The 18,031-nt window shown below is 73.6% G+C and carries 17 protein-coding genes, 1 tRNA gene and 1 riboswitch; of the genes, 10 read left to right on the top strand and 8 right to left on the bottom strand.

The annotated features are described in order from the left end of the window. Window positions 1-42 precede the first annotated feature (42 nt). Window positions 43-2,127, bottom strand: coding sequence for an asparagine synthase-related protein (locus ACZ79I_RS21415; protein WP_471499100.1), 2,085 nt, complete (start codon window positions 2,125-2,127; stop codon window positions 43-45). Between the two features lie 673 nt (window positions 2,128-2,800). On the opposite strand from ACZ79I_RS21415, the gene ACZ79I_RS21410 reads away from it, so the two are divergent. From ACZ79I_RS21410 to ACZ79I_RS21395, 4 genes are all read left to right on the top strand, one after another. Then, a complete protein-coding gene (locus ACZ79I_RS21410) occupies window positions 2,801-4,225 on the top strand; it encodes an MFS transporter (RefSeq protein WP_381090781.1) in 1,425 nt (474 codons plus the stop codon). A gap of 117 nt (window positions 4,226-4,342) precedes the next feature. Continuing rightward, window positions 4,343-5,551: an L-2-hydroxyglutarate oxidase gene (lhgO, locus tag ACZ79I_RS21405; RefSeq protein WP_471499099.1), complete on the top strand. Its 1,209-nt coding sequence runs from the start codon at window positions 4,343-4,345 to the stop codon at window positions 5,549-5,551. 58 nt (window positions 5,552-5,609) lie between these two features. Further along, window positions 5,610-6,467, top strand: a complete 858-nt coding sequence (trmB, locus tag ACZ79I_RS21400; RefSeq protein ID WP_471499098.1) for a tRNA (guanosine(46)-N7)-methyltransferase TrmB — start codon at window positions 5,610-5,612, stop codon at window positions 6,465-6,467. 63 nt (window positions 6,468-6,530) lie between these two features. After that, window positions 6,531-7,898 (top strand): PrsW family intramembrane metalloprotease, encoded by a 1,368-nt coding sequence (locus ACZ79I_RS21395; RefSeq protein ID WP_471499097.1) that lies wholly within the window; start codon window positions 6,531-6,533, stop codon window positions 7,896-7,898. Between the two features lie 190 nt (window positions 7,899-8,088). Here ACZ79I_RS21395 and ACZ79I_RS21390 read toward each other — a convergent pair whose 3' ends face one another. The 4 genes from ACZ79I_RS21390 to ACZ79I_RS21375 all read right to left on the bottom strand — a co-directional run bounded on the left by ACZ79I_RS21390 (window position 8,089) and on the right by ACZ79I_RS21375 (window position 12,368). Beyond that, window positions 8,089-9,123, bottom strand: coding sequence for a M23 family metallopeptidase (locus ACZ79I_RS21390; RefSeq protein ID WP_471499096.1), 1,035 nt, complete (start codon window positions 9,121-9,123; stop codon window positions 8,089-8,091). Window positions 9,124-9,133: 10 nt separating this feature from the next. Continuing rightward, a riboswitch (cyclic di-AMP (ydaO/yuaA leader) is annotated at window positions 9,134-9,290 on the bottom strand. A 206-nt stretch (window positions 9,291-9,496) separates the two neighbouring features. Next, window positions 9,497-10,804, bottom strand: a complete 1,308-nt coding sequence (locus ACZ79I_RS21385) for a PP2C family protein-serine/threonine phosphatase (protein WP_471499095.1) — start codon at window positions 10,802-10,804, stop codon at window positions 9,497-9,499. A 192-nt stretch (window positions 10,805-10,996) separates the two neighbouring features. Next, window positions 10,997-11,070 (bottom strand) — tRNA-Met (locus ACZ79I_RS21380). Between the two features lie 149 nt (window positions 11,071-11,219). Then, on the bottom strand, window positions 11,220-12,368 hold the full coding sequence (locus ACZ79I_RS21375) for a dihydrofolate reductase family protein (RefSeq protein WP_471499094.1): 1,149 nt from the start codon (window positions 12,366-12,368) through the stop codon (window positions 11,220-11,222). A 111-nt stretch (window positions 12,369-12,479) separates the two neighbouring features. Between ACZ79I_RS21375 and ACZ79I_RS21370 the strand changes: the two genes are divergently transcribed. The 4 genes from ACZ79I_RS21370 to ACZ79I_RS21355 all read left to right on the top strand — a co-directional run bounded on the left by ACZ79I_RS21370 (window position 12,480) and on the right by ACZ79I_RS21355 (window position 15,257). Continuing rightward, a complete protein-coding gene (locus ACZ79I_RS21370) occupies window positions 12,480-12,989 on the top strand; it encodes a MarR family winged helix-turn-helix transcriptional regulator (RefSeq protein WP_471499093.1) in 510 nt (169 codons plus the stop codon). 158 nt (window positions 12,990-13,147) lie between these two features. Further along, on the top strand, window positions 13,148-13,831 hold the full coding sequence (locus ACZ79I_RS21365; protein ID WP_471499092.1) for a GTP cyclohydrolase II: 684 nt from the start codon (window positions 13,148-13,150) through the stop codon (window positions 13,829-13,831). A gap of 15 nt (window positions 13,832-13,846) precedes the next feature. Then, on the top strand, window positions 13,847-14,041 hold the full coding sequence (locus ACZ79I_RS21360) for a hypothetical protein (protein ID WP_471499091.1): 195 nt from the start codon (window positions 13,847-13,849) through the stop codon (window positions 14,039-14,041). 82 nt (window positions 14,042-14,123) lie between these two features. Beyond that, window positions 14,124-15,257 (top strand): TRM11 family SAM-dependent methyltransferase, encoded by a 1,134-nt coding sequence (locus tag ACZ79I_RS21355; protein WP_471499090.1) that lies wholly within the window; start codon window positions 14,124-14,126, stop codon window positions 15,255-15,257. Between the two features lie 221 nt (window positions 15,258-15,478). On the opposite strand, the gene ACZ79I_RS21350 is transcribed toward ACZ79I_RS21355, so the two are convergent. From ACZ79I_RS21350 to ACZ79I_RS21340, 3 genes are read right to left on the bottom strand one after another with little or no spacing between them, the layout of a single operon-like run. Then, entirely contained in the window at window positions 15,479-16,330 is an 852-nt protein-coding gene (locus tag ACZ79I_RS21350) for a helix-turn-helix domain-containing protein (protein WP_471499089.1), read from the bottom strand. Between the two features lie 25 nt (window positions 16,331-16,355). Next, entirely contained in the window at window positions 16,356-16,883 is a 528-nt protein-coding gene (locus ACZ79I_RS21345) for a DUF6879 family protein (protein ID WP_471499088.1), read from the bottom strand. Continuing rightward, window positions 16,855-17,121: a hypothetical protein gene (locus tag ACZ79I_RS21340; protein ID WP_471499087.1), complete on the bottom strand. Its 267-nt coding sequence runs from the start codon at window positions 17,119-17,121 to the stop codon at window positions 16,855-16,857. Before ACZ79I_RS21340 ends, ACZ79I_RS21345 begins: the two co-directional genes overlap by 29 nt. A 228-nt stretch (window positions 17,122-17,349) precedes the next feature. Between ACZ79I_RS21340 and ACZ79I_RS21335 the strand changes: the two genes are divergently transcribed. Together ACZ79I_RS21335 and ACZ79I_RS21330 are read left to right on the top strand one after the other, a co-directional pair. After that, complete coding sequence (locus ACZ79I_RS21335; protein ID WP_471499086.1) at window positions 17,350-17,526, top strand: hypothetical protein; 177 nt, start codon at window positions 17,350-17,352, stop codon at window positions 17,524-17,526. Beyond that, on the top strand, window positions 17,523-18,017 hold the full coding sequence (locus ACZ79I_RS21330) for a DUF6415 family natural product biosynthesis protein (protein WP_471499085.1): 495 nt from the start codon (window positions 17,523-17,525) through the stop codon (window positions 18,015-18,017). The genes ACZ79I_RS21335 and ACZ79I_RS21330 overlap by 4 nt, the downstream gene beginning before the upstream one ends. Window positions 18,018-18,031 lie beyond the last annotated feature (14 nt).

Below are 18,031 nucleotides of genomic sequence, written 5' to 3'. Positions count from 1 at the left end.
TGCGAGGGGGTGGGCGGCGGCGTGCCCGCGACCCCGGAACCGTTACGCCCCGGCACCCAGCGCCCGTCCCCGCGGGGCGATCCCCGCCGGTACCGCGCGGGCCCGGGCCGGCGTGCCCGTCCAGCAGGTGCCCCGGCGGGCCAGCAGCCGGCGCAGCCACAGTTCCAGGGCGACCAGGTCCGCCAGACCGTCCAGGGGGAGCGGTGCGCCCTCGGCCGCGGCCCGCACCGCCTTGCGCACCACCCGTGCCTCCACCAGGCCCGCCTCCGCCAGCAGCGGTGTGTCGAACAGCGCCATCAGGGAGTCCGCGGCCACCCGCAGGCCCGTGCGGGCCGCGGCCGCCGAGGAGGCGTGCGAGGGGGCACCCCAGCCGGGCGGCAGGCCGCCGACGCCCGCGCCCTCCAGGACGGTCCGCAGGATCGCGGCGCGCGCCCCGGGCTGCACCCGCAGGGCTTCGGGCAGCGCGCGGCACGCGCGGACGACCTGGTTGTCCAGGAACGGCGCGTGCAGCCGCTGGGAGCGGACCTCGGCCGCCTGTTCCAGGACGCGGAGGTCCGCCGCGTGCCGGGCCAGGGCCGTGCGCGCGCGGAAGTCGCCCGGGCGCTGCCCCGGGCCCACCCCCGTCCCGCCTGCGGCTCCTTGGAGGCGAACCGATACTTCAGCGAGGGCCTCACCGGTCAGCCAGCGCGCCGCGGGCCCGGGTCTGGCCCAGGTGAGCGCGGCGAGCGACGCCCCTACGGCGCCCCCGGGCTCCTCGAACCGCCGCCGCATCAGCCGGTCGGCGAGCGCGTCGACTCCGGCCCGGTACGGGGTGCGGGCGAGCTTCCGTGCCGCGCTGTACACGCGCGCGGGGACCAGCACCGAGCCGTCGGCCTTCGCCAGGGCGGCCACGGGGCGCACGAGATGGCGCCGCTTGCGGTCCATCAGCAGGTCCGCGAGCCGGGCCGGGTGGGCGTCGAGGACCTGCCGCGCGCCGTAGCCGGTGAAGTGGTCCGCGCTGCCCGACGCCAGCCGCGCCCGGTGCCTGGCGGCCGTCACCAGGGAGGGGCCGGGCTCGTCGGTCAGCGGCACCTCCAGGTCGGCGTAGGGGAGTACGTCCTCACCGCCGGTCACCACCACGTGGTGCAGACGGGGGTTCGCCGCCAGGGTGCCGGCCCGCTCCAGTTCGGCCTCGCGGCCCTGGACGGCGAGGTCGTTGAAGGTGACGGCCAGCAGGCGTTCGCCGGCCCCCGTGCCGTGCCCGAGCACCGTGCCGGGCCTGCCGGGGAGTCCGGCCGCCAGCAGCGCCAGCGTGCCCGAGGCCGGCCCTCCGGAGAGGTCGGCGCCGATGCCGGGCACGGGCATCCCGCGCGCGGCGCGCCGTTCCGCCGGTCCCATCCCGGGCACGGGCCCGGGGTCGATGTCGGTGCCCGGGACGTGCCGGGGTGCCGCCAGCCGGGCGCGTACGGCGTCGACGAGGGCGTCGCGCACCGCGTCCACCGCGTCGGCCGGGTCCGCCGGGGGCGCCGCGACGGCGAGGGACGCGACCGGCTCGTACCCGGCGATCTCGCGGGATCCCGCGCGCAGGATGAGCGCGTGCCCCGGAGGTATGCGCCGCACGCCGTCGTACGGGGTCGAGTCGTGCACCGCCGCCGGTACGTCGGGGGCGGCGAGGAGGGCCGCCAGGTGCCCGAAGTCCAGGTTGGCCTCGGTGAGGTCGGCGAGCGGCAGCGCGGCGGTCGCGTATGCGGTGCCGCCCGCCCAGGGCGTGTGGAACACGGGCCGCGCGCCCGCCAGGTCGCCGCACACGGTGATCCTGCGCCCCACCTGGACGACGGCGGTGTAGCTGCCGGGCCATGCGGTCAGATGGCGCAGGGCGCCTCCGCGGGCGGCGAACAGACCGACGCGCAGTTCCTCGTCGGAGGCCCCGCACGTGCCCAGGACCGCGATCCGGGTCTGCGGGTCGGCCTTCACGACGCGCACCTCGTCGGGGCGCCAGTCGCCGACCGCCCAGAGCGGATCGGGGTCGCCCCACAGGAGCTGGGAGCCCACCGGGTGAACGGTCTCGCCGTCGTATCCGGTGGCTCCGGCGGAGCCGGGCGCGAGGGCACCGGCGGCGGCGCTGCTCCATCCCACCAACCACCGCATCGACGCCTCCACAGGCTGTGGACAACCAGTGCACCGTACGAACGGCACCCATGCTGCCATGAAGAATGCGCCCCCGAGGGCGTGTGTTGTCGCTTGTGCGCCCGGGAACGCGCCCGCGCGGAGAGGTCCGCGGGCCGGTGGACTCAGGCTCCGGGCACGGCGGGAGGGAAGGGACAGCGACGCGAATGCGCCCCCGATACGCTCCCCAAGAACCCCCTTCGCGCCCTCAACAGCCATGGTCGGAGGCTTGATCGCCCCCGGAATCCGCCGTCGATTTTCGGCCAAATCGACTGAGGGTGGGCAGGCGTGCGCACGCTCCGTACAGGGCCCTGCGCAACGCACGGTCCGGGAGGCGGAGTTCGCCTCCCGGACCGGTCCGCCGCCCGCGGGGATGAAGGCGGCGGTGTCCCCCAGCCCACTGGATCCAGTACAGCGGGCCGACCCACGCACGGCCATGCAACCGCTCCCCGGGTGGCCGGAGAAGAGCGCACGGACGGGCGCACGGCCACACACCAGGAGCACGCCGCGACACTCCGTACTGAGGTACGGACCACAATCCCGCCATCCGGATTTACGCCCCTTAACGGCTGGGATGCGGCGAACTACGCTGGGTTTACGAATGCCGCGCGGTTATGCCACCGCCGTGGCAGCCGTCTGTGTCGAGGGGTGGCGCATGTCCAGGGAGCAACGCGGGCCGAACGAAAAGCTCGGCGCCGTTCTCGCCCTCGCGGGAATCAGCAACGCAGGACTCGCCCGGCGCGTCAACGACCTTGGCGCCCAACGCGGGTTGACTCTTCGCTACGACAAGACGTCGGTGGCGCGGTGGGTGTCCAAGGGCATGGTGCCGCAGGGCGCCGCGCCCCACCTCATCGCCGCGGCCATCGCCCAGAAGCTCGGCCGCCCCGTACCGCTCCACGAGATCGGTCTGGCGGACGCGGATCCCGCACCGGAAGTGGGCCTCGCCTTCCCCCGGGACGTGGGCCAGGCGGTGAAGTCGGCGACGGAGCTGTACCGCCTCGACCTCGCCGGACGCCGGGGCGGCAGTGGCGGCATCTGGCAGTCGCTGGCCGGATCGTTCGCCGTGAGCGCCTATGCGACCCCCGCCTCCCGCTGGCTGATCACCCCGGCCGACAGCTCGGTGGCGCGCGACCCCGGCCCCGGCGAGGGCCCCGGAGCGCCGCTGAAGGTGGGCCACAGCGATGTGCAGAAGCTGCGCGAGGCCGCGGAGGACGCCCGGCGCTGGGACTCCAAGTACGGCGGCGGCGACTGGCGTTCGTCGATGGTGCCCGAGTGCTTACGCGTGGAGGCCGCACCCCTGCTGCTCGGGTCGTACTCGGACGAGGTGGGCCGGGCCCTGTTCGGGGCCAGCGCCGAACTGACGCGCCTGGCCGGCTGGATGGCCTTCGACACGGGGCAGCAGGAGGCCGCCCAGCGCTACTACATCCAGGCGCTGCGCCTCGCGCGCGCGGCCGCCGACGTGCCCCTGGGTGGCTATGTCCTGGCCTCCATGTCACTGCAGGCGACCTACCGCGGTTTCGGCGACGAGGGCGTCGACCTCGCCCAGGCCGCCCTGGAGCGCAACCGCGGCCTGGCCACGGCCCGCACCATGAGCTTCTTCCGCCTCGTCGAGGCACGGGCGCACGCGCGCGCGGGGGACGCCCAGGCGGCCGGCGCGTCCCTGAAGGCGGCCGAGGGCTGGCTGGAGCGGGCCCGCGACGGCGACAACGACCCGTCCTGGCTCGGCTTCTACTCCTACGACCGCTTCGCGGCCGACGCCGCCGAGTGCTACCGCGACCTCAAGGCGCCCCGCCAGGTCCGCCGCTTCACCGAGCAGGCCCTGTCCCGGCCCACGGAGGAGTACGTGCGCTCCCACGGGCTGCGCCTGGTCGTGTCGGCGGTCGCCGAGCTGGAGTCGGGCAACCTGGACGCGGCGTGCGAGCAGGGGGTGCGGGCGGTGGAGGTCGCCGGGCGCATATCGTCGGCGCGCACCACCGAGTATGTGAGGGACCTCATACACCGGCTGGAGCCGTACGGCGACGAACCGCGCGTGGCGGAGCTGCGGGAGCGGGCACGGCCCCTGCTGATGGCTCCGGCCTAGGCCCGCACGGTTCCCCGTCGCCGGGTGACCGTGCCGGCCGCCGGCCCTCGGGCGCCTCCCGGGTTTGAGCGCACTGTCAGTGGCGCAGTGCACTATCGAAACCGGGAGGTGGAGCAGATGCGGAAGATCGCGTACGACTGCGACGTGCTGGTGGTCGGCGGCGGAATCGTCGGCCTGTCGACGGCGTATGCGATCACACGTGCCGCGCCGGGCACGCAGGTGACGGTCCTGGAGAAGGAGTCCGGCCCGGCCCGCCACCAGACGGGACGCAACAGCGGGGTCATCCACAGCGGTGTCTACTACCGCCCCGGTTCGCTCAAGGCCCGGTACGCGGTGCGGGGCGCCGCCGAGATGGTCAAGTTCTGCGCCGAGTACGACATCGCGCACGCCGTCACGGGCAAGCTGATCGTCGCGACGGAGCGTGACGAGCTGCCGCGGCTGCACGCGCTCGTCCAGCGCGGCCGGGAGAACGGCATCCCGGTCAGGGAACTGGGCCCGGCCCAGATCACGGAGTACGAGCCGGAGGTGCGCGGGCTCGCGGCCATCCACGTGGGCACGACGGGGATCTGCGACTTCGTGGCGGTCGCCCGGCAGCTGGGCGACGCCTCGGGGGCGGAGGTCCGGTACGGCGCACGGGTGGTGCGGATCGACCGGCGCCCCTCGCTCGGCGTCGCGGTGCGGACCGCGGACGGGACGGTGCTGCGGGCGCGGGTGCTCGTCAACTGCGCCGGGCTGCACTGCGACGAGGTGGCCCGGCTGACCGGCGACGACCCGGGCATGCGGATCGTGCCCTTCCGGGGCGAGTACTACGCCCTGGCACGGCCGGAGCTGGTGCGGGGGCTGGTGTACCCGGTGCCGGACCCGGCGTTCCCGTTCCTCGGGGTGCATCTGACGCGGGGGATCGACGCGCAGGTGCACATCGGGCCGAACGCGGTGCCGGCCCTGGCGCGCGAGGGGTACGGCCGGGGGACGCTGCGGCCGCGGGAGCTGGGGGCGACGCTGGTGTGGCCGGGGTCATGGCGGATAGCACGCCGGCACTGGCGGTACGGGGCGGGGGAGCTGCGGCGGTCGGTGTCGAAGAGGGCGTTCACACGGGCCGTGCGCAGACTGCTGCCCGCGGCCGGGGCGGCCGACCTCGTGCCGGCGGCTTCCGGGGTGCGGGCGCAGGCCGTGCTGCGGGACGGGACGCTGGTGGACGACTTCCTGATCCGGGAGGGCCCGCGGGCGGTGCATGTGCTGAACGCGCCCTCCCCCGCGGCGACCGCCTCCCTGCCGATCGGCCGGGAGGTGGCGCGCCGGGCGCTGGCGGCGCTGGCCCGGGACTGAGCGCCCGCCCACCGGACGGCCGGGTGCCGTCGTCCCTCCCCGTAAAATTGGCTGCACTGTGTCTGACTCCCTCGATGCCGCCCGCGAAGACGCCCAGGCCACACCCCGCGGCCGGGCCGCCGCTGCCCTCGCCGCCTCCGTCCCCCGCTCCCGGGCCAAGGGTGAGCCCCGCTTCCCCGGCGGGCCGAAGGCCGATCCCGCCGGGTCGCACTTCGAGCGGCGGATCCGCAGCTTCCAGCCCCGCCGGAGCCGGGTGACCACCGGGCAGGCGGATGCCCTGCAGCGACTGTGGCCCACATGGGGGCTGGACATCGACGGGCAGCGGGTGGTCGATCTCGCCGAGCTGTTCGGCGACACGAGACCCGTGGTGCTGGAGATCGGGTTCGGGATGGGCGAGGCCACCGCGCAGATGGCCGCCGCCGACCCGGACACCAACATCCTCGCGGTCGATGTGCACACGCCCGGCCAGGGCAACCTCCTCAACCTCGCCGAGCGGAACGGCCTGGCCAACATCCGGGTCGGGAACGGCGACGCGATCATCCTGCTCCGCGAGATGCTCGCACCGCACTCCCTCGACGGGCTGCGCGTCTACTTCCCCGACCCCTGGCCCAAGAAGCGCCACCACAAGCGGCGGCTCATCCAGCCGGAGTTCCTCACACTCGCCGCCACCCGTCTGCGGCCGGGCGCGCTGGTGCACTGCGCCACGGACTGGGAGCCGTACGCCGAGCAGATGCTCCAGGTGCTCACCGCCCACCCGGAGTTCGAGAACACCCAGCCGGGCGGCGGCTGTGCGGCTCGGCCCGCGTTCCGGCCGCTGACCCGTTTCGAGGGCCAGGGGCTGGACAAGGGTCATGCGGTGAACGATCTGTTGTTCCGGCGCGTACAGCACCGAGACCAGCCGGCCGCCGGCGGCTGAGCGCCCCGCGGGTCCACCGGGCACCGTCGCGGGCGGCGCCCCTGTCTCGTTAGGGTCGATGCCGTGACCACCCTTCCCCCGTACCCGACGTACCCCGACGGTCCCGTGGACGGGGGCGTGCTCTGGCACCCGCACTGGTGGCAGAGGCGGTGGGTGCGGTACGGGGCGCTGATCACCCTCCTCGCGCTGTCCGGGCTCGTGATCCTCGCCCTCGTGCGGCAGCAGACCGGCACCGAGGGCTTCCTGGTCGGGCTCGCCCTGGCCGTCCTGCCCGTGCCGCTGCTGGTGGCGGCCTTCCGCTGGCTGGACCGGGTCGAGCCCGGTCCCTGGCGGAACCTGGTCTTCGCCTTCGCGTGGGGCGCGTGCGCGGCCGCGCTCATAGCGATCGTCGCGAACAGCTTCGCGACGCGGTGGATAGCGACCACGACCGCCGACCCGAACGGCGCCGACACGCTCGGCGCGACGGTCATAGCGCCGTTCGTCGAGGAGTCCGCGAAGGCGGCGGCCGTGCTGCTCGTCTTCCTCTTCCGCAGACGGGACTTCACCGGGATCGTCGACGGGGTGGTGATAGCGGGGGTCACCGCGACCGGTTTCGCCTTCACCGAGAACATCCTCTATCTGGGCACGGCCTTCGGGACCGACCAGATGAGCGGGGGGCGAGGGCTCGCCTCCGTCACGGCCGCCACCTTCTTCGTGCGCGTGGTGATGTCGCCGTTCGCGCACCCGCTGTTCACCGTGCTCACGGGCATCGGCTTCGGGCTCGCCGCGCTCTCGGCGGAGCGCCAGCGCGTACGCCGGCTGCTGGCGCCGCTGGGCGGGCTGCTGCTCGCCATGGGCATGCACGCCATGTGGAACGGGTCGGCGATGTTCGGCGAGTACGGGTTCTTCGCGGTCTACGCGGCCTTCATGGCACCCGCGTTCGGGCTGCTGACCTGGCTGGTGATCTGGACCCGGCAGCGTGAGCTGAGGACCGTGCGGGAGGAGCTGCCCGCGTACGCGGCCGCAGGGTGGCTGGGACCGGTGGAGCCGTTCGTCCTCGGTTCCCTGCGGGCGCGGCGGCTGGCCCGGGAGTACGCGGGCCACCACTGCGGAAAGGAGGCGGCGCGCTCGGTCGCGGAGTACGAGGCGTTCGCGACGTCGGTGGCGTTCCTGCGCCACCGGGGGCGCCGGGGGCGGGCGGGGGCCGACTTCGTCGTGCGGGAGCGGGAGTTGCTCTGCGCGCTGTGGGCGCGCCGGACGGTGGCGCGGCCGGCGCTGGAGTACGCGGCGCGGGTCACGGCGCCGGTGGCACCCGCGACGGCGCCGCCGGTGTGGCACGGCCACGGGTATGCGCCGCCGCACGGAGTGCCGCTGTACGGGGCACCGCTGTACGGGGCGCCGCAGCACGGGCCGGCCGCACCGTATCCCGGGTACAACCCGTATCGCCGGTAGGGGCCGGGCCCGCTCGGCCGCGCCCCGCGCGGTCACGCGGACGCCGCCGTCGCTTCGCCGTCTCCTCGTCCGTCGGTGTCGGTACGGCCGGCAGCCCTGCCGTCGGGGGGGGTGTCGCCAGGGCTGCCGGGGTCAGGGGAGCGGCGCCTCGGGCCCGGGAACGGCCCGGACCCGGCGCCTCAGGGGGATGTCAGGGGTTGAGGCCCTTGCTGCGCAGCCACGCCAGCGGGTCGATGGCGTCGCCGCCGCCGGGGTGCACCTCCAGGTGCAGGTGCGGCCCGGTCACGTTGCCGGTCGCGCCCACGCGGCCGATGACGTCGCCGGTGGCCACCTTCTGCCCCGCGCTGACGCTGATCGAGGACTGGTGGCAGAACCACAGCTCGGTGCCGTCGTCGAGGGTGAGGATGGTGCGGTACCCGTAGGAACCGGCCCAGCCCGCCTCGGTGATGGTGCCGCTGTGGACCGCCTTGATGAGCGTGCCCGTCGGCGCGGCGAAGTCGAGTCCGGTGTGGTAGCCGGAGGACCACATGGAACCGGCGTCGCCGAAGCGGGAGGTCAGGGTGTACGAGGAGGTCGGCAGCGCGTACTGCTTGGCGAGCTCGGCCAGTCGCGCGGCCTCGGCCTTCTTCTTGGCCTCCTCGATCGCCTGCTGCTTCTCGGCCGCGGCCTTGGCCTCCGCGGCGTCCTGCGCCTTGACGGCGGCCTCGGCGGCCTTCTTCGCGGCGGCGTCCTCGGCGGCCTGTGCGGCCGCGCTGTCGATCCGGTCCTGCTGGGACTCGGCCTGCTGCAGGATCCGGGCGCGCAGTGCCTCGCCCGCGTCCGCGCTGCCCGCGGCGGCGTCGGCGGTGGTCAGGCCGGCGGAGCTGAGGGCGGTGGCGGAGCCCTTGGGGGCGCCGGAGTCCTCGCCGAGGAGTGCCTTGGCCGAGTCCGCGACCGAGGACAGGTCCGGCATGGATATCGACACCGGGGGCTTGCCGGTCTGCGCGGTGGCCATGCCGCCCGCGCCGACGGCGGCCATCACACCGACGCCCAGAACCGTGGAGCTGCGCGCGAGCCCGCCCCCGCGCTGCTTGGTGACGCGATGCCGGCCGCGTACGGGGCGGAGGGACTCCTCGGTGGGGTTCCACTCCTCCCAGGGGCCCTCGTCGGTACGGGGTGCGAAGCCGAACGTCTGAGTGCCGTTCGGAGCGAACGAGGTGCTCTGGGCAGGCCCGTTGGACGCCACGTGGGCGCACTCCTTCCTTCCTACTGGCCTACCGGGTTAGCTGACGGGTTCGGAGCAGGAAGGTCTCCTACGGGCGTCACCGGCCGTGCTGCCACGGCGGCTTCCGCCCGATTCACCCCAAGGTGGTGGTTCCCCGGCTCCCTTGCGGGATTCGGCACACGCGCACGGAGCCGCCTCTTGTGACGGCTGGGACGACCGCGCTGCGTTATCGAACGTTAATAGACGCGGGGCCCGGATTCCAAGCCGTTCCATCAGATCTCTGATGCTTTTGACCTGGACTTTCATGCCAGGAACGGGCTAAATGGGGCGACTTGGCCACGCCTCGGGGGCCCCACCGTTATTGACGGTGCATCAGTTGTTATGCGCAGGGGCGTCATCCGTTCACATGGCGTGACGACGCTGAGGGCCGGTCGGGCCGGTGCACGGCCAGCAGGGCGATGTCGTCCGTGGCGCGGCCGCCGGTGTGGCGGGCGACGTCCTCGGTGACGGCGGTCAGCAGGGCGCCCGGGCCGGTGCGGACGCGGCCGGCGAGACAGCCGACGGGATCGTAGAACCCGCCGCGCGCATCACGCGCCTCGAAGACGCCGTCGGTGCAGCACAGCAGCGTCGCCCCGGGCGGGAAGTCCCATTCCTCGGCACGGTCCGGCCGGCTGCCGAGGTCGCCGATGCCGAGCGGCAGCGCCGGCTCGTCGGGCTCGATCTCGCGCACCGTGCCGTCCGGGAGCAGCAGCAGCGGGGCCGGGTGGCCGCGGTTGACGACGCGGACGGTGTCACGGCCGTGCGGGATCTCCGCGAGGACGGCGGTGGTGAACCCCTCGAGGGCGTCCGGTCCGCCGCGCCGGACGCCCTCGCGCGACAGCGCCCGCTCCAGGCGCTGGGCCACGGCCTCCAGCGTGCACTCCTGCTCGGCGGCCTCCCGGAAGGCGCCGATGACGACGGCGACGGCGGCCACGGCCCCCATGCCCTTTCCGCGCACGTCCCCGACGACCAGCCGTACCCCGTGCGGGGAGTCCTGCACGGCGTACAGGTCCCCGCCGATGAAGGCGTCGGCCTGCGCCGCCTCGTACCGGGCCGCGATGTCGAGCCCGCCGATCCGCGCGGCGGGCTCGGGCAGCACGGCGCGCTGGGCGGCCTCGGCGATCTCGCGGGCGGAGGCGAGGCGTCTGTCGTTGCGGCGGACGAGCACGTTGAGGAGGACGGCGAGGGCGGCGACGGTCGCGACGGTGACCGCCTCGGTGATCTCGTTGACCTCCCCGAGGACGCCGAGCCCGAGGTGGACGGCGAGGATGGAGGCGACGGCGACCGCACCGGTCAGGACGGTGCCCCGCAGCGAGTACAGGGGCGCGGCGACGAGCGGTGCGGCGGTGAGCAGGGGGCCGGCGGTGAGGTCGGACGGGGTGAAGTAGTCGAAGCAGACACCGACGACGATGAGCAGCGCGGGCAGGGCCCGTACGGCCAGGCGCGCAGAGGGGATCCGGCGGGTGCCGGCCCCGAGGCGGGCCGGCGGCAGGACCTCTCCGGCACCGGCATCGGGCCCGGGGGCGCCGGACGGCCGGTCACCGGGCCGGTCACGCCCCGCGGGGGGCCGGACACCGGCCCGGTCGTACGCCGTTCCCGGCCGTCGCCCGCCGTCGTCCTGGTCGTTCGGCCGCTCGGACCGCCCCGTGCCTCCTTGCACCACCTGTCCAGGCTTCCCCGGAAGGGCGGCGGCGGGCGACCGCTGTGGGCCGACCGGCGTATGACCGGCGTATGGCGGGCGTATGGCGGGCGTATGGCGGGCGTATGGCCGGGGTGGCGGCGGGGCGGGGCCGCGGCGGGCCGTGGCACACGACGAGGGCCGGAGCCCTTTCGGACTCCGGCCCTCGGCCATCAGTAGCGGGGACAGGATTTGAACCTGCGACCTCTGGGTTATGAGCCCAGCGAGCTACCGAGCTGCTCCACCCCGCGTCGGTGAGATCAGTGTACGCCATGCGCGCTGAAGGAGGCACACGGGTTTTCCGCGCGGGGCCCTTCACCAGCGTTTTCCGGCCGTCCGCGGCCCTGGCGCGGCGCCGCGCCGGCGGTGGCGGGGCGGGGTGGGATGCGGTCCCCGGGCGTCATGTGCGGGTGGCCGGGGGCAGCAGATGGGCGTTGGGGGCCTTCGCCAGGTCCTCGTACTCCGGCAGCACCACCACGTCCACGCCCTGTGCCGCCAGCAGCGCGTTGCCGTCCGCGGACGCCACGAAGGTGTCCGGTTCACGCCAGGCGGTGACCACCCGTCGCACCCCGGCGTCGATGATCAGCCGGGCGCACGGCGCGGGCCGGGAGGCGCGGCGGGCGCACGGCTCCAGGCTGCTGTAGACCGTGGCGGCGGCCAGCCTGGGGTCCGCCGGGTCGAGCTTGGCCAGCGCCGCCTCCTCCGCGTGGACCACGGGGTCGCCGCCCTCCCGGGAGTGCGCCCGTGCCAGTTCCGTGCCGTCGGCCGCGACGATCACCGCTCCCACGCTGAAGGCCGTCCGGGACGGCGGGCACTGCGCCGCCAGCTCACAGGCGGCCTCCAGCCACCGCCGGTCCGCGGCGGAGGCCAGCCGCCCGGTCCCGGGTGCCGTGGGCACGTAGCGCATCAGGACCACGTCACCGACCGCCCGTGTCTCGACCAGCCGCATCCGCCCCGGGGGATAGGCCCCCGGCCCGAACATCCGCGGCGCGCCGGCCTCCCCCACGAACAGCGGCGCGACCGCGAGCTGCAGTTCGTCCGCGAGCCCCTGCCGCAGCAGCTGAGTGTGCACCTGCCCGCCGCCCTCGACCATCAGCCGCCGCACGCCCTTGACGTCCCCGAGGTGGCCGAGCACGTCCCGCCACTGCATGTCCGGCCCGAGCGCCACCACCTCCACGCCGGCCGGCAGCCGCCCGCGCAGCCGCTCGGCGCCCTTGCCGGTCGAGTAGACGGTCTTCGCCCCGCCGGTGTGCCAGAAGAGGGCCTCCGGGTCGAGGTCCCCGGACACACTGACGGTGACCTTCAGCGGGTACTCCGGCAGCCCCGCGGCGACCCGGGCCGCGCGCCGCCGCGCGGAGTTGACCAGCAGCCGCGGGTTGTCGGTGCGCACGGTGCCCGCGCCGACGAGGATCGCGTCGCTGCCCGCCCGGACCTCGTCGACCCGGTCGAAGTCCTCCGGCCCGGACAGCAGGAGCCGCTCGGGCCCGGTGTCGTCCAGGAAGCCGTCGAGGGAGACGGCGGCGGACAACAGGACGTAGGGGTGGGCCATGAGGTGCGCTCCAGTGGTCGGGATTCGCTGCGCCGGGACACAGCAGTCTGATCCGATGCGCCCCGGCGCGCACACTTGGTTCAACTTTTAAACAATAACTAGACTGCGGTCATGACGACCCGCTGGCTCACCCGCGAGGAACAGCGTGCCTGGCGCTCGTACCTCGCCGCGTCGTGGCTCCTGGAGGACGCGATCGACCGGCACCTCCAGCAGGAGGCCGGCATGCCGCACCTGTACTACTCCGTCCTGGCCAACCTCTCCGACGCGCCCGGCCACCGGATGCGGATGACCGACCTCGCCGAGAGCCTGAAGATCACCCGCAGCCGGCTGACGTACGCCGTCACCCGCCTGGAACGGGACGGCACGGTCCGCCGGGAGGGCTGCCCGACCGACCGGCGGGGCAGCATCGCGGTCCTGACGGACGCGGGGAGGGCGCTGCTGGAGCGTGCCGCGCCGGGTCATGCCGACACGGTCCGCGCGGCCGTCTTCGACCACCTGTCGCCGGAGCAGGTGGCCCAACTGGAGGCCATCTGCGGCCGGATCACGGAGGCGCTCCAGGGAGACGAGGAGCAATCGCCATGCGGCGCGCCGCCCTGGCGACGGCGTTCGTCGAGGGCGTAACTCCCCCAAAGTCCCCCCAAATCGATTGCTTGAACTTTAAAGCAGGGTTACTGTCTCCCACCGAGCTTGTGCTTCAAATCTGAAGCACAACGGCGCGTCCGACGCAGCGGAAGCGCATACCGGACCCGCGACCCGGCGGCCGGAGAAGGGTGACAGACATGCGCGAGCCAGGCGACGCGGCGGCATCCGATGCCGCCGCCGACAGCAGCCACTCGACCGACTCCCCCACCGCCACGGTCCGCACCCGCGTGACCGTCCCGTTCCGCTTCGGCGACGGCTACACGGTCACCGGAGACCTGGTCACCTTCCACGGACTCGCCGACGGCCAGGAGCACGTGGCCATGGTCCTCGGCGCACCCGAGGGCAGGCCGCCGCTGGTACGCCTGCACTCCGAGTGCCTGACCGGCGACATCTTCGGCTCGGCACGCTGCGACTGCGGACCCCAGCTGCGCGAGGCGGTCGAGCGCATCGCCGAGCACGGCGGCGTGCTGCTCTACCTCCGCCAGGAGGGCCGCGGCATCGGCCTCTACAACAAACTCGACGCCTACGCCCTCCAGGACCGGGGCCTGGACACCTACGAGGCGAACGCCGCGCTCGGCCTGCCCGAGGACGCCCGCGACTACACGGCCGCCGGACAGATGCTCCGCGCCCTCGGCATCGACGCCCTGGACCTGCTCTCCAACAACCCCGACAAGGCGGCCCAGCTCCGCGCCCTGGGCCTCACGGTCACCGACCGCGTCCCCACGGGCGTCTTCACCACCGCGCACAACGTCCGCTATCTGCGCGCGAAGGTGATCCACACACAGCACACGCTGCCGCTCACGAAGCTGACGGCCGGTTAGGGCTTGGCCGGCCGCGTGGACGCGCGAGCGCGTCCACGCGGTCCGCGCGGCGGCCACTCCTCTCGCCGGCCTCCCGAACCGGCGCTGTTCGTCTGCACGGACGACACCCTCGGCGCCGAGGAGACGTTCGCGGCGCTGGGGGCGGCCGCCGTCGCCGCCGCCCGGGGCGCGGCCTCGCTGGAGACCCCCGACCAGGAGGAGCGCCCGTGATCGTGCGGGGCCCGACCGGCCGGAGCGATCGCGAGCGGTCGCACGACGGCACCGCCCCATGCGGGTCGGGTACTCTCGTCGAGTGCGCTATTTCATCCAGTATCCGGCCGGAACCACGGATCTGGTGGCCGACGCCCTTTCGCATTTCGTCGATGATTTCAGCGCGCATTACAGCGACGACAGCGCCATGGTTTTCGACTCCACGTCGAGCCCGGAGCAGGTGGCGCGGATCCCCTTCGCCAAGAACGCGTTCGTGGTGCTCGCGACCACCCCGCGCAAAGACGTCGACCAGAGCGTCCGCCAGTTCTCCGGAATGCTCGGCAGGGAGCATTTTCCCGCACTGCCCGGCCGCACCCCCGGTTTCCGCGTCATGGCGCACGTGGACGGCGAGCTGACCTCCCTCGGCCCTGGGGCACGCAGGGACCTGGAGAAGGCGGTGTCCACGAGCACCGGCCGGCGGGTGGAGCCCGGGGGCAAGTGCCAGGAGTACTGGGTGATCGGCCGTCTCGACCTGCGAGAGCTGATGTTCTGCGCCCGGCTGCCGAAGCCCGCCAGGGCGAAGAAGGGCCGCGGCGCCGTGTCCCACGAACTGTCCTCGATGCTGGTTCTCGCCTCTCGGCCCGGCGCCGGGGACGTGTATCTCGACCCCTTCGCGGGCAGCGGCTCCTTCGTCCTGGCCCGGCTGGACATGCCGGCGCACCGGATCATCTGCTCCGACACGGATCTCAGATCCCATCGGGACGATTTCCCGGCCGAGCTGACCGGGGACCAGCGGGTGCGCCTTCAATCAGAGGACGCCCTGACTCTTCCCTCCATTTCCGACGGGGAAATCGACGTCATCGTCACGGACCCGCCGTGGGGCGAGTACGAAGAGCTCCCCATGCCCTATGCGGAATTCACGCGTGCCGTTTCCGAGTCCTTCGCCCGGGTGCTGGACGCGGAAACGGGCCGGTTCGTCCTGCTGTGCGCACGCCGCGGCGCCCCCGACTACCGCACGAGCCTCCTGGCCGCGGGACTCGCCGTCGAGGCGACCCACGAGATCCTCGTGAACGGCCACCCGGCCACGGTCTTCGTGGGCGGACGCCCCTGCGCCGGCGGGACGGAGCGGGAGCCGGAGCTGCGGCGGGACGACGAGCGCCGCGCGGCCTCCCGCCAGGGGCCGCTGCTCGTGGGCATGAGCACCTATCGCCGCACGATGCGCCGCTTCTCGCGGTAGGCGGCACCGACGGGGCCACGGCCCCGCAGGGCACGGCGGTCCACACGTGCGGGCCGTCCGGCAGAGCACCCGCGCCGGCGGGCGGTCAGGCAACCCGATCCGCTGCGGCGCGGGAAGCCCGCCGAACCGGCGCCGCCCAGCCCGTGGCCACCGACAAACGCGGGCGCGGAAGCGGCGCTGCGGCAGCCGGCCGTCGGGCGGCCGCGTTCCGTCGTGCCGGATCAGCGCAGCGCGTCGATGGCCTTCACGATCAGGGCGCGCGCCTCCGCTCCGTACACGGCCAGGGCCCGCAACTGCTCGAACGCCTTCAGGTACTCGGCCACCTCGGACGGCTGGCCGACGGTCACACGGGCCGTCAGCAGCTCTATCGCGACAAGGCTGTCGTCGTAGACGTGGAACGCCTCCAGGGGCCGAATGGGCCGCTCCGGCAGATCGGAGGGGATGACGCCCAACGACACGGCCGGCAGCGCACCCACCGTCAGCAGATGCCCGAGCTGCGCCGCCATCGCCTCGGAGTCGCCCATCCGGTAGTACAGCGCCGCCTCCTCCACGAGCAGCACGAACCGGCGGCCGGGTTCGTGGATGACCCGGGAACGCTGCAGGCGAGCGGCGGCGGCCTCGGCCGAGTCGTCCGGCGCACCGTGGAAGGCCGCGATGGTGTGCAGCAGCGCCGCCGCGTAGCCCTCCGTCTGCACCAGGCCGGGCACGATCCTCGACGAGTAGATGCGGAACAGGCGGGTCTTCCTGAACAGGTCTCCGTAGGACTCCTGCACCTGACGCAGCCCGGTACGGATCTTGCGGCGCCATTCGGTGTACATGGACTCGGCGTTGCGGGATGCGGCAACCAGGTCGGCCGCCTGGTCGCCGGCGTCGCATGCCTCGCACCAGGCCCGGATGTCGGCGACGGAGGGCGAGGTGCGGGCGTTCTCGATGCGGGAGGTCTTGGCGTAGTGCCAGCCGCACCGCTGGGCCAGTTGGACCACTGTCAGCCCGGCGTCCTGCCGCAGCTCTTTCAGTCGCCTTCCTACGGTCTCTCGCGCGGCCTGCGCCGACGTCGACGGTGATGCGGGCATGAAGTGGCCTGTCCCGGTGCGTGAATCAGTGGATCTCGTACTCGTCGTGCGGAATCGCCCGTCTCCACACCGCCTCGAACGCGGATGTGCACAGCTTCACAGTGGCCGGGTCCTCGTCGAGAGCATGGCCGACGAGGTCCCCCTCGCCGCTGAAGAACCCGAAGCGGACCAGCTTGCCGTCGAACAGCCAGAAGTCGTTGCCCGGCAGTGCGATGTCCGAGGCGCACCGGCGCGGCAGCCAGCGGACCTGCTCCCCGGCCGCAAGGTTGACCGGGGTACCGGCGTGCTCGTACCGGATGTAGTCGGTGACCGGCTCCGAGACGATCCGGGCCCGGCGCACGACCACGCCGCGGTCCACGGTCCGCCGTACGGCGTTCGTCCACTGCCTCCAGTAGTCCGCCTCCGGGTCGTCAGGACGCTCGCCGGTCCTCAGCCAGCGCTGGAACTCGCTGGTCTCTCTGGAGACGACGTAGACGTCCCGCATCTCCAGGTGCACCGCGGAGTGCCGGGTGGCATCGAGCAGTTCACCGATAGGCGGAACGTTCGAGGTCATCGCATGCCTTCCTGATGAGGTGCACCATGCGTGCGGGAATCCGGATGATCGTCTCGTGGGGCGGGACACCAGAAGCGTGCCCAGGAGCCGTGCCGGCCTCGCCGTAGATGCGCGCCTCCTCGTCCGGTGTGGCGGTCCAGCCCTGGAAGAGGAGCTCCTGCTTGTCCGTGTCGATCCACACCGTCGGACTGTCGCCGGTCTCGGTGTCGGGGTCGATCCCAACGAACTGTAGTGGCACGTCAGCCTCCCGCGATCGCTCTGTGCAGCCGTGTGCATGACCGTTTCGCCAGCCCGCCATGCCGTCAAGAGCGCGAAGCGGCCAGAGCCGGTGGCGCCTGAACTCGCGCGCAAAACCCTGCACATGTGTGGCGGACGGAGGCCGTCAGTTCCTAGCGTCGGGAGTTACGCAAAGAGCCCGCGACAACGTCCGGGGGCGTGGCCAACGCTGCGAAGGAGCGTCGACACCGTGCAACCGAACGTCCCGGCAGAACCCGGTGCCGAAATGACCATCCGCGTCTACCGGGTGGGCCGGGACGGCTCGGTCACGCGGGACGGCGGCACCGTGCTGAGCCTGCCGCACGGCTGCGAGCCCACGCCGGAGCGCTGCGCTCTGCCCTGCTGCCACGAGGGCGAGCGCCGGTGACGGGCACCGTGGAGGCCGCCGGCAGCACCGTGCCGCTGGACGTCGACACGATGCGCGCCACGGCACGCCGCCTGATCGCCGAGAGCACCGACCCGCCCGCGACCGGCGAGACGGAGCCCACCGAACTGCTGCGCGGTCACATGGCGCTGCTCATGCCCGAGGTGGAGCGGCTGGCCGCGCGCCTGCCGAAGGACAGCATCCCCCGCTACTGCGCGCTCGCCTGTCTGGGAGAGGCCCGCCAGAAACTCGCCGCCGCACCGAGCCCCGCGCCCGGCGGCGCCATCACCCACGCCCGGCGCCTGGCCCGCTCACTGAACGCCCTCGTCGACCACTACGAGACGCTCACCGGCGTCACGATGTGCCTCGCCTGCGACCAGCCGATCCGCGACGGCGACGAGTCGCGGCCCTACGACCACGTCGGCCCGTCCGGTGTCGCCGCCGGGTCGGGCCGCATCCACGCCCGCTGCGCCGACGCCGTGCGCCGCCGCTGAAGAGCCTTCGGCGA

The sequence above is a fragment of the Streptomyces sp. PSU-S4-23 genome, assembly GCF_055632315.1.
The sequence above is the reverse complement of the archived record's forward strand: the minus strand, read 5'-3'. Positions and strand labels throughout refer to the sequence as shown.

Coding starts and splice junctions, on each gene's coding strand:
- ACZ79I_RS21365 (WP_471499092.1), top strand. CDS start 13,148: ATGCGCGAGCCAGGCGACGCGGCGGCATCCGATGCCGCCGCCGACAGC.
- ACZ79I_RS21345 (WP_471499088.1), bottom strand. CDS start 16,883: ATGACCTCGAACGTTCCGCCTATCGGTGAACTGCTCGATGCCACCCGG.
- ACZ79I_RS21370 (WP_471499093.1), top strand. CDS start 12,480: ATGACGACCCGCTGGCTCACCCGCGAGGAACAGCGTGCCTGGCGCTCG.
- ACZ79I_RS21410 (WP_381090781.1), top strand. CDS start 2,801: ATGTCCAGGGAGCAACGCGGGCCGAACGAAAAGCTCGGCGCCGTTCTC.
- ACZ79I_RS21415 (WP_471499100.1), bottom strand. CDS start 2,127: ATGCGGTGGTTGGTGGGATGGAGCAGCGCCGCCGCCGGTGCCCTCGCG.
- ACZ79I_RS21375 (WP_471499094.1), bottom strand. CDS start 12,368: ATGGCCCACCCCTACGTCCTGTTGTCCGCCGCCGTCTCCCTCGACGGC.
- lhgO (WP_471499099.1), top strand. CDS start 4,343: ATGCGGAAGATCGCGTACGACTGCGACGTGCTGGTGGTCGGCGGCGGA.
- ACZ79I_RS21350 (WP_471499089.1), bottom strand. CDS start 16,330: ATGCCCGCATCACCGTCGACGTCGGCGCAGGCCGCGCGAGAGACCGTA.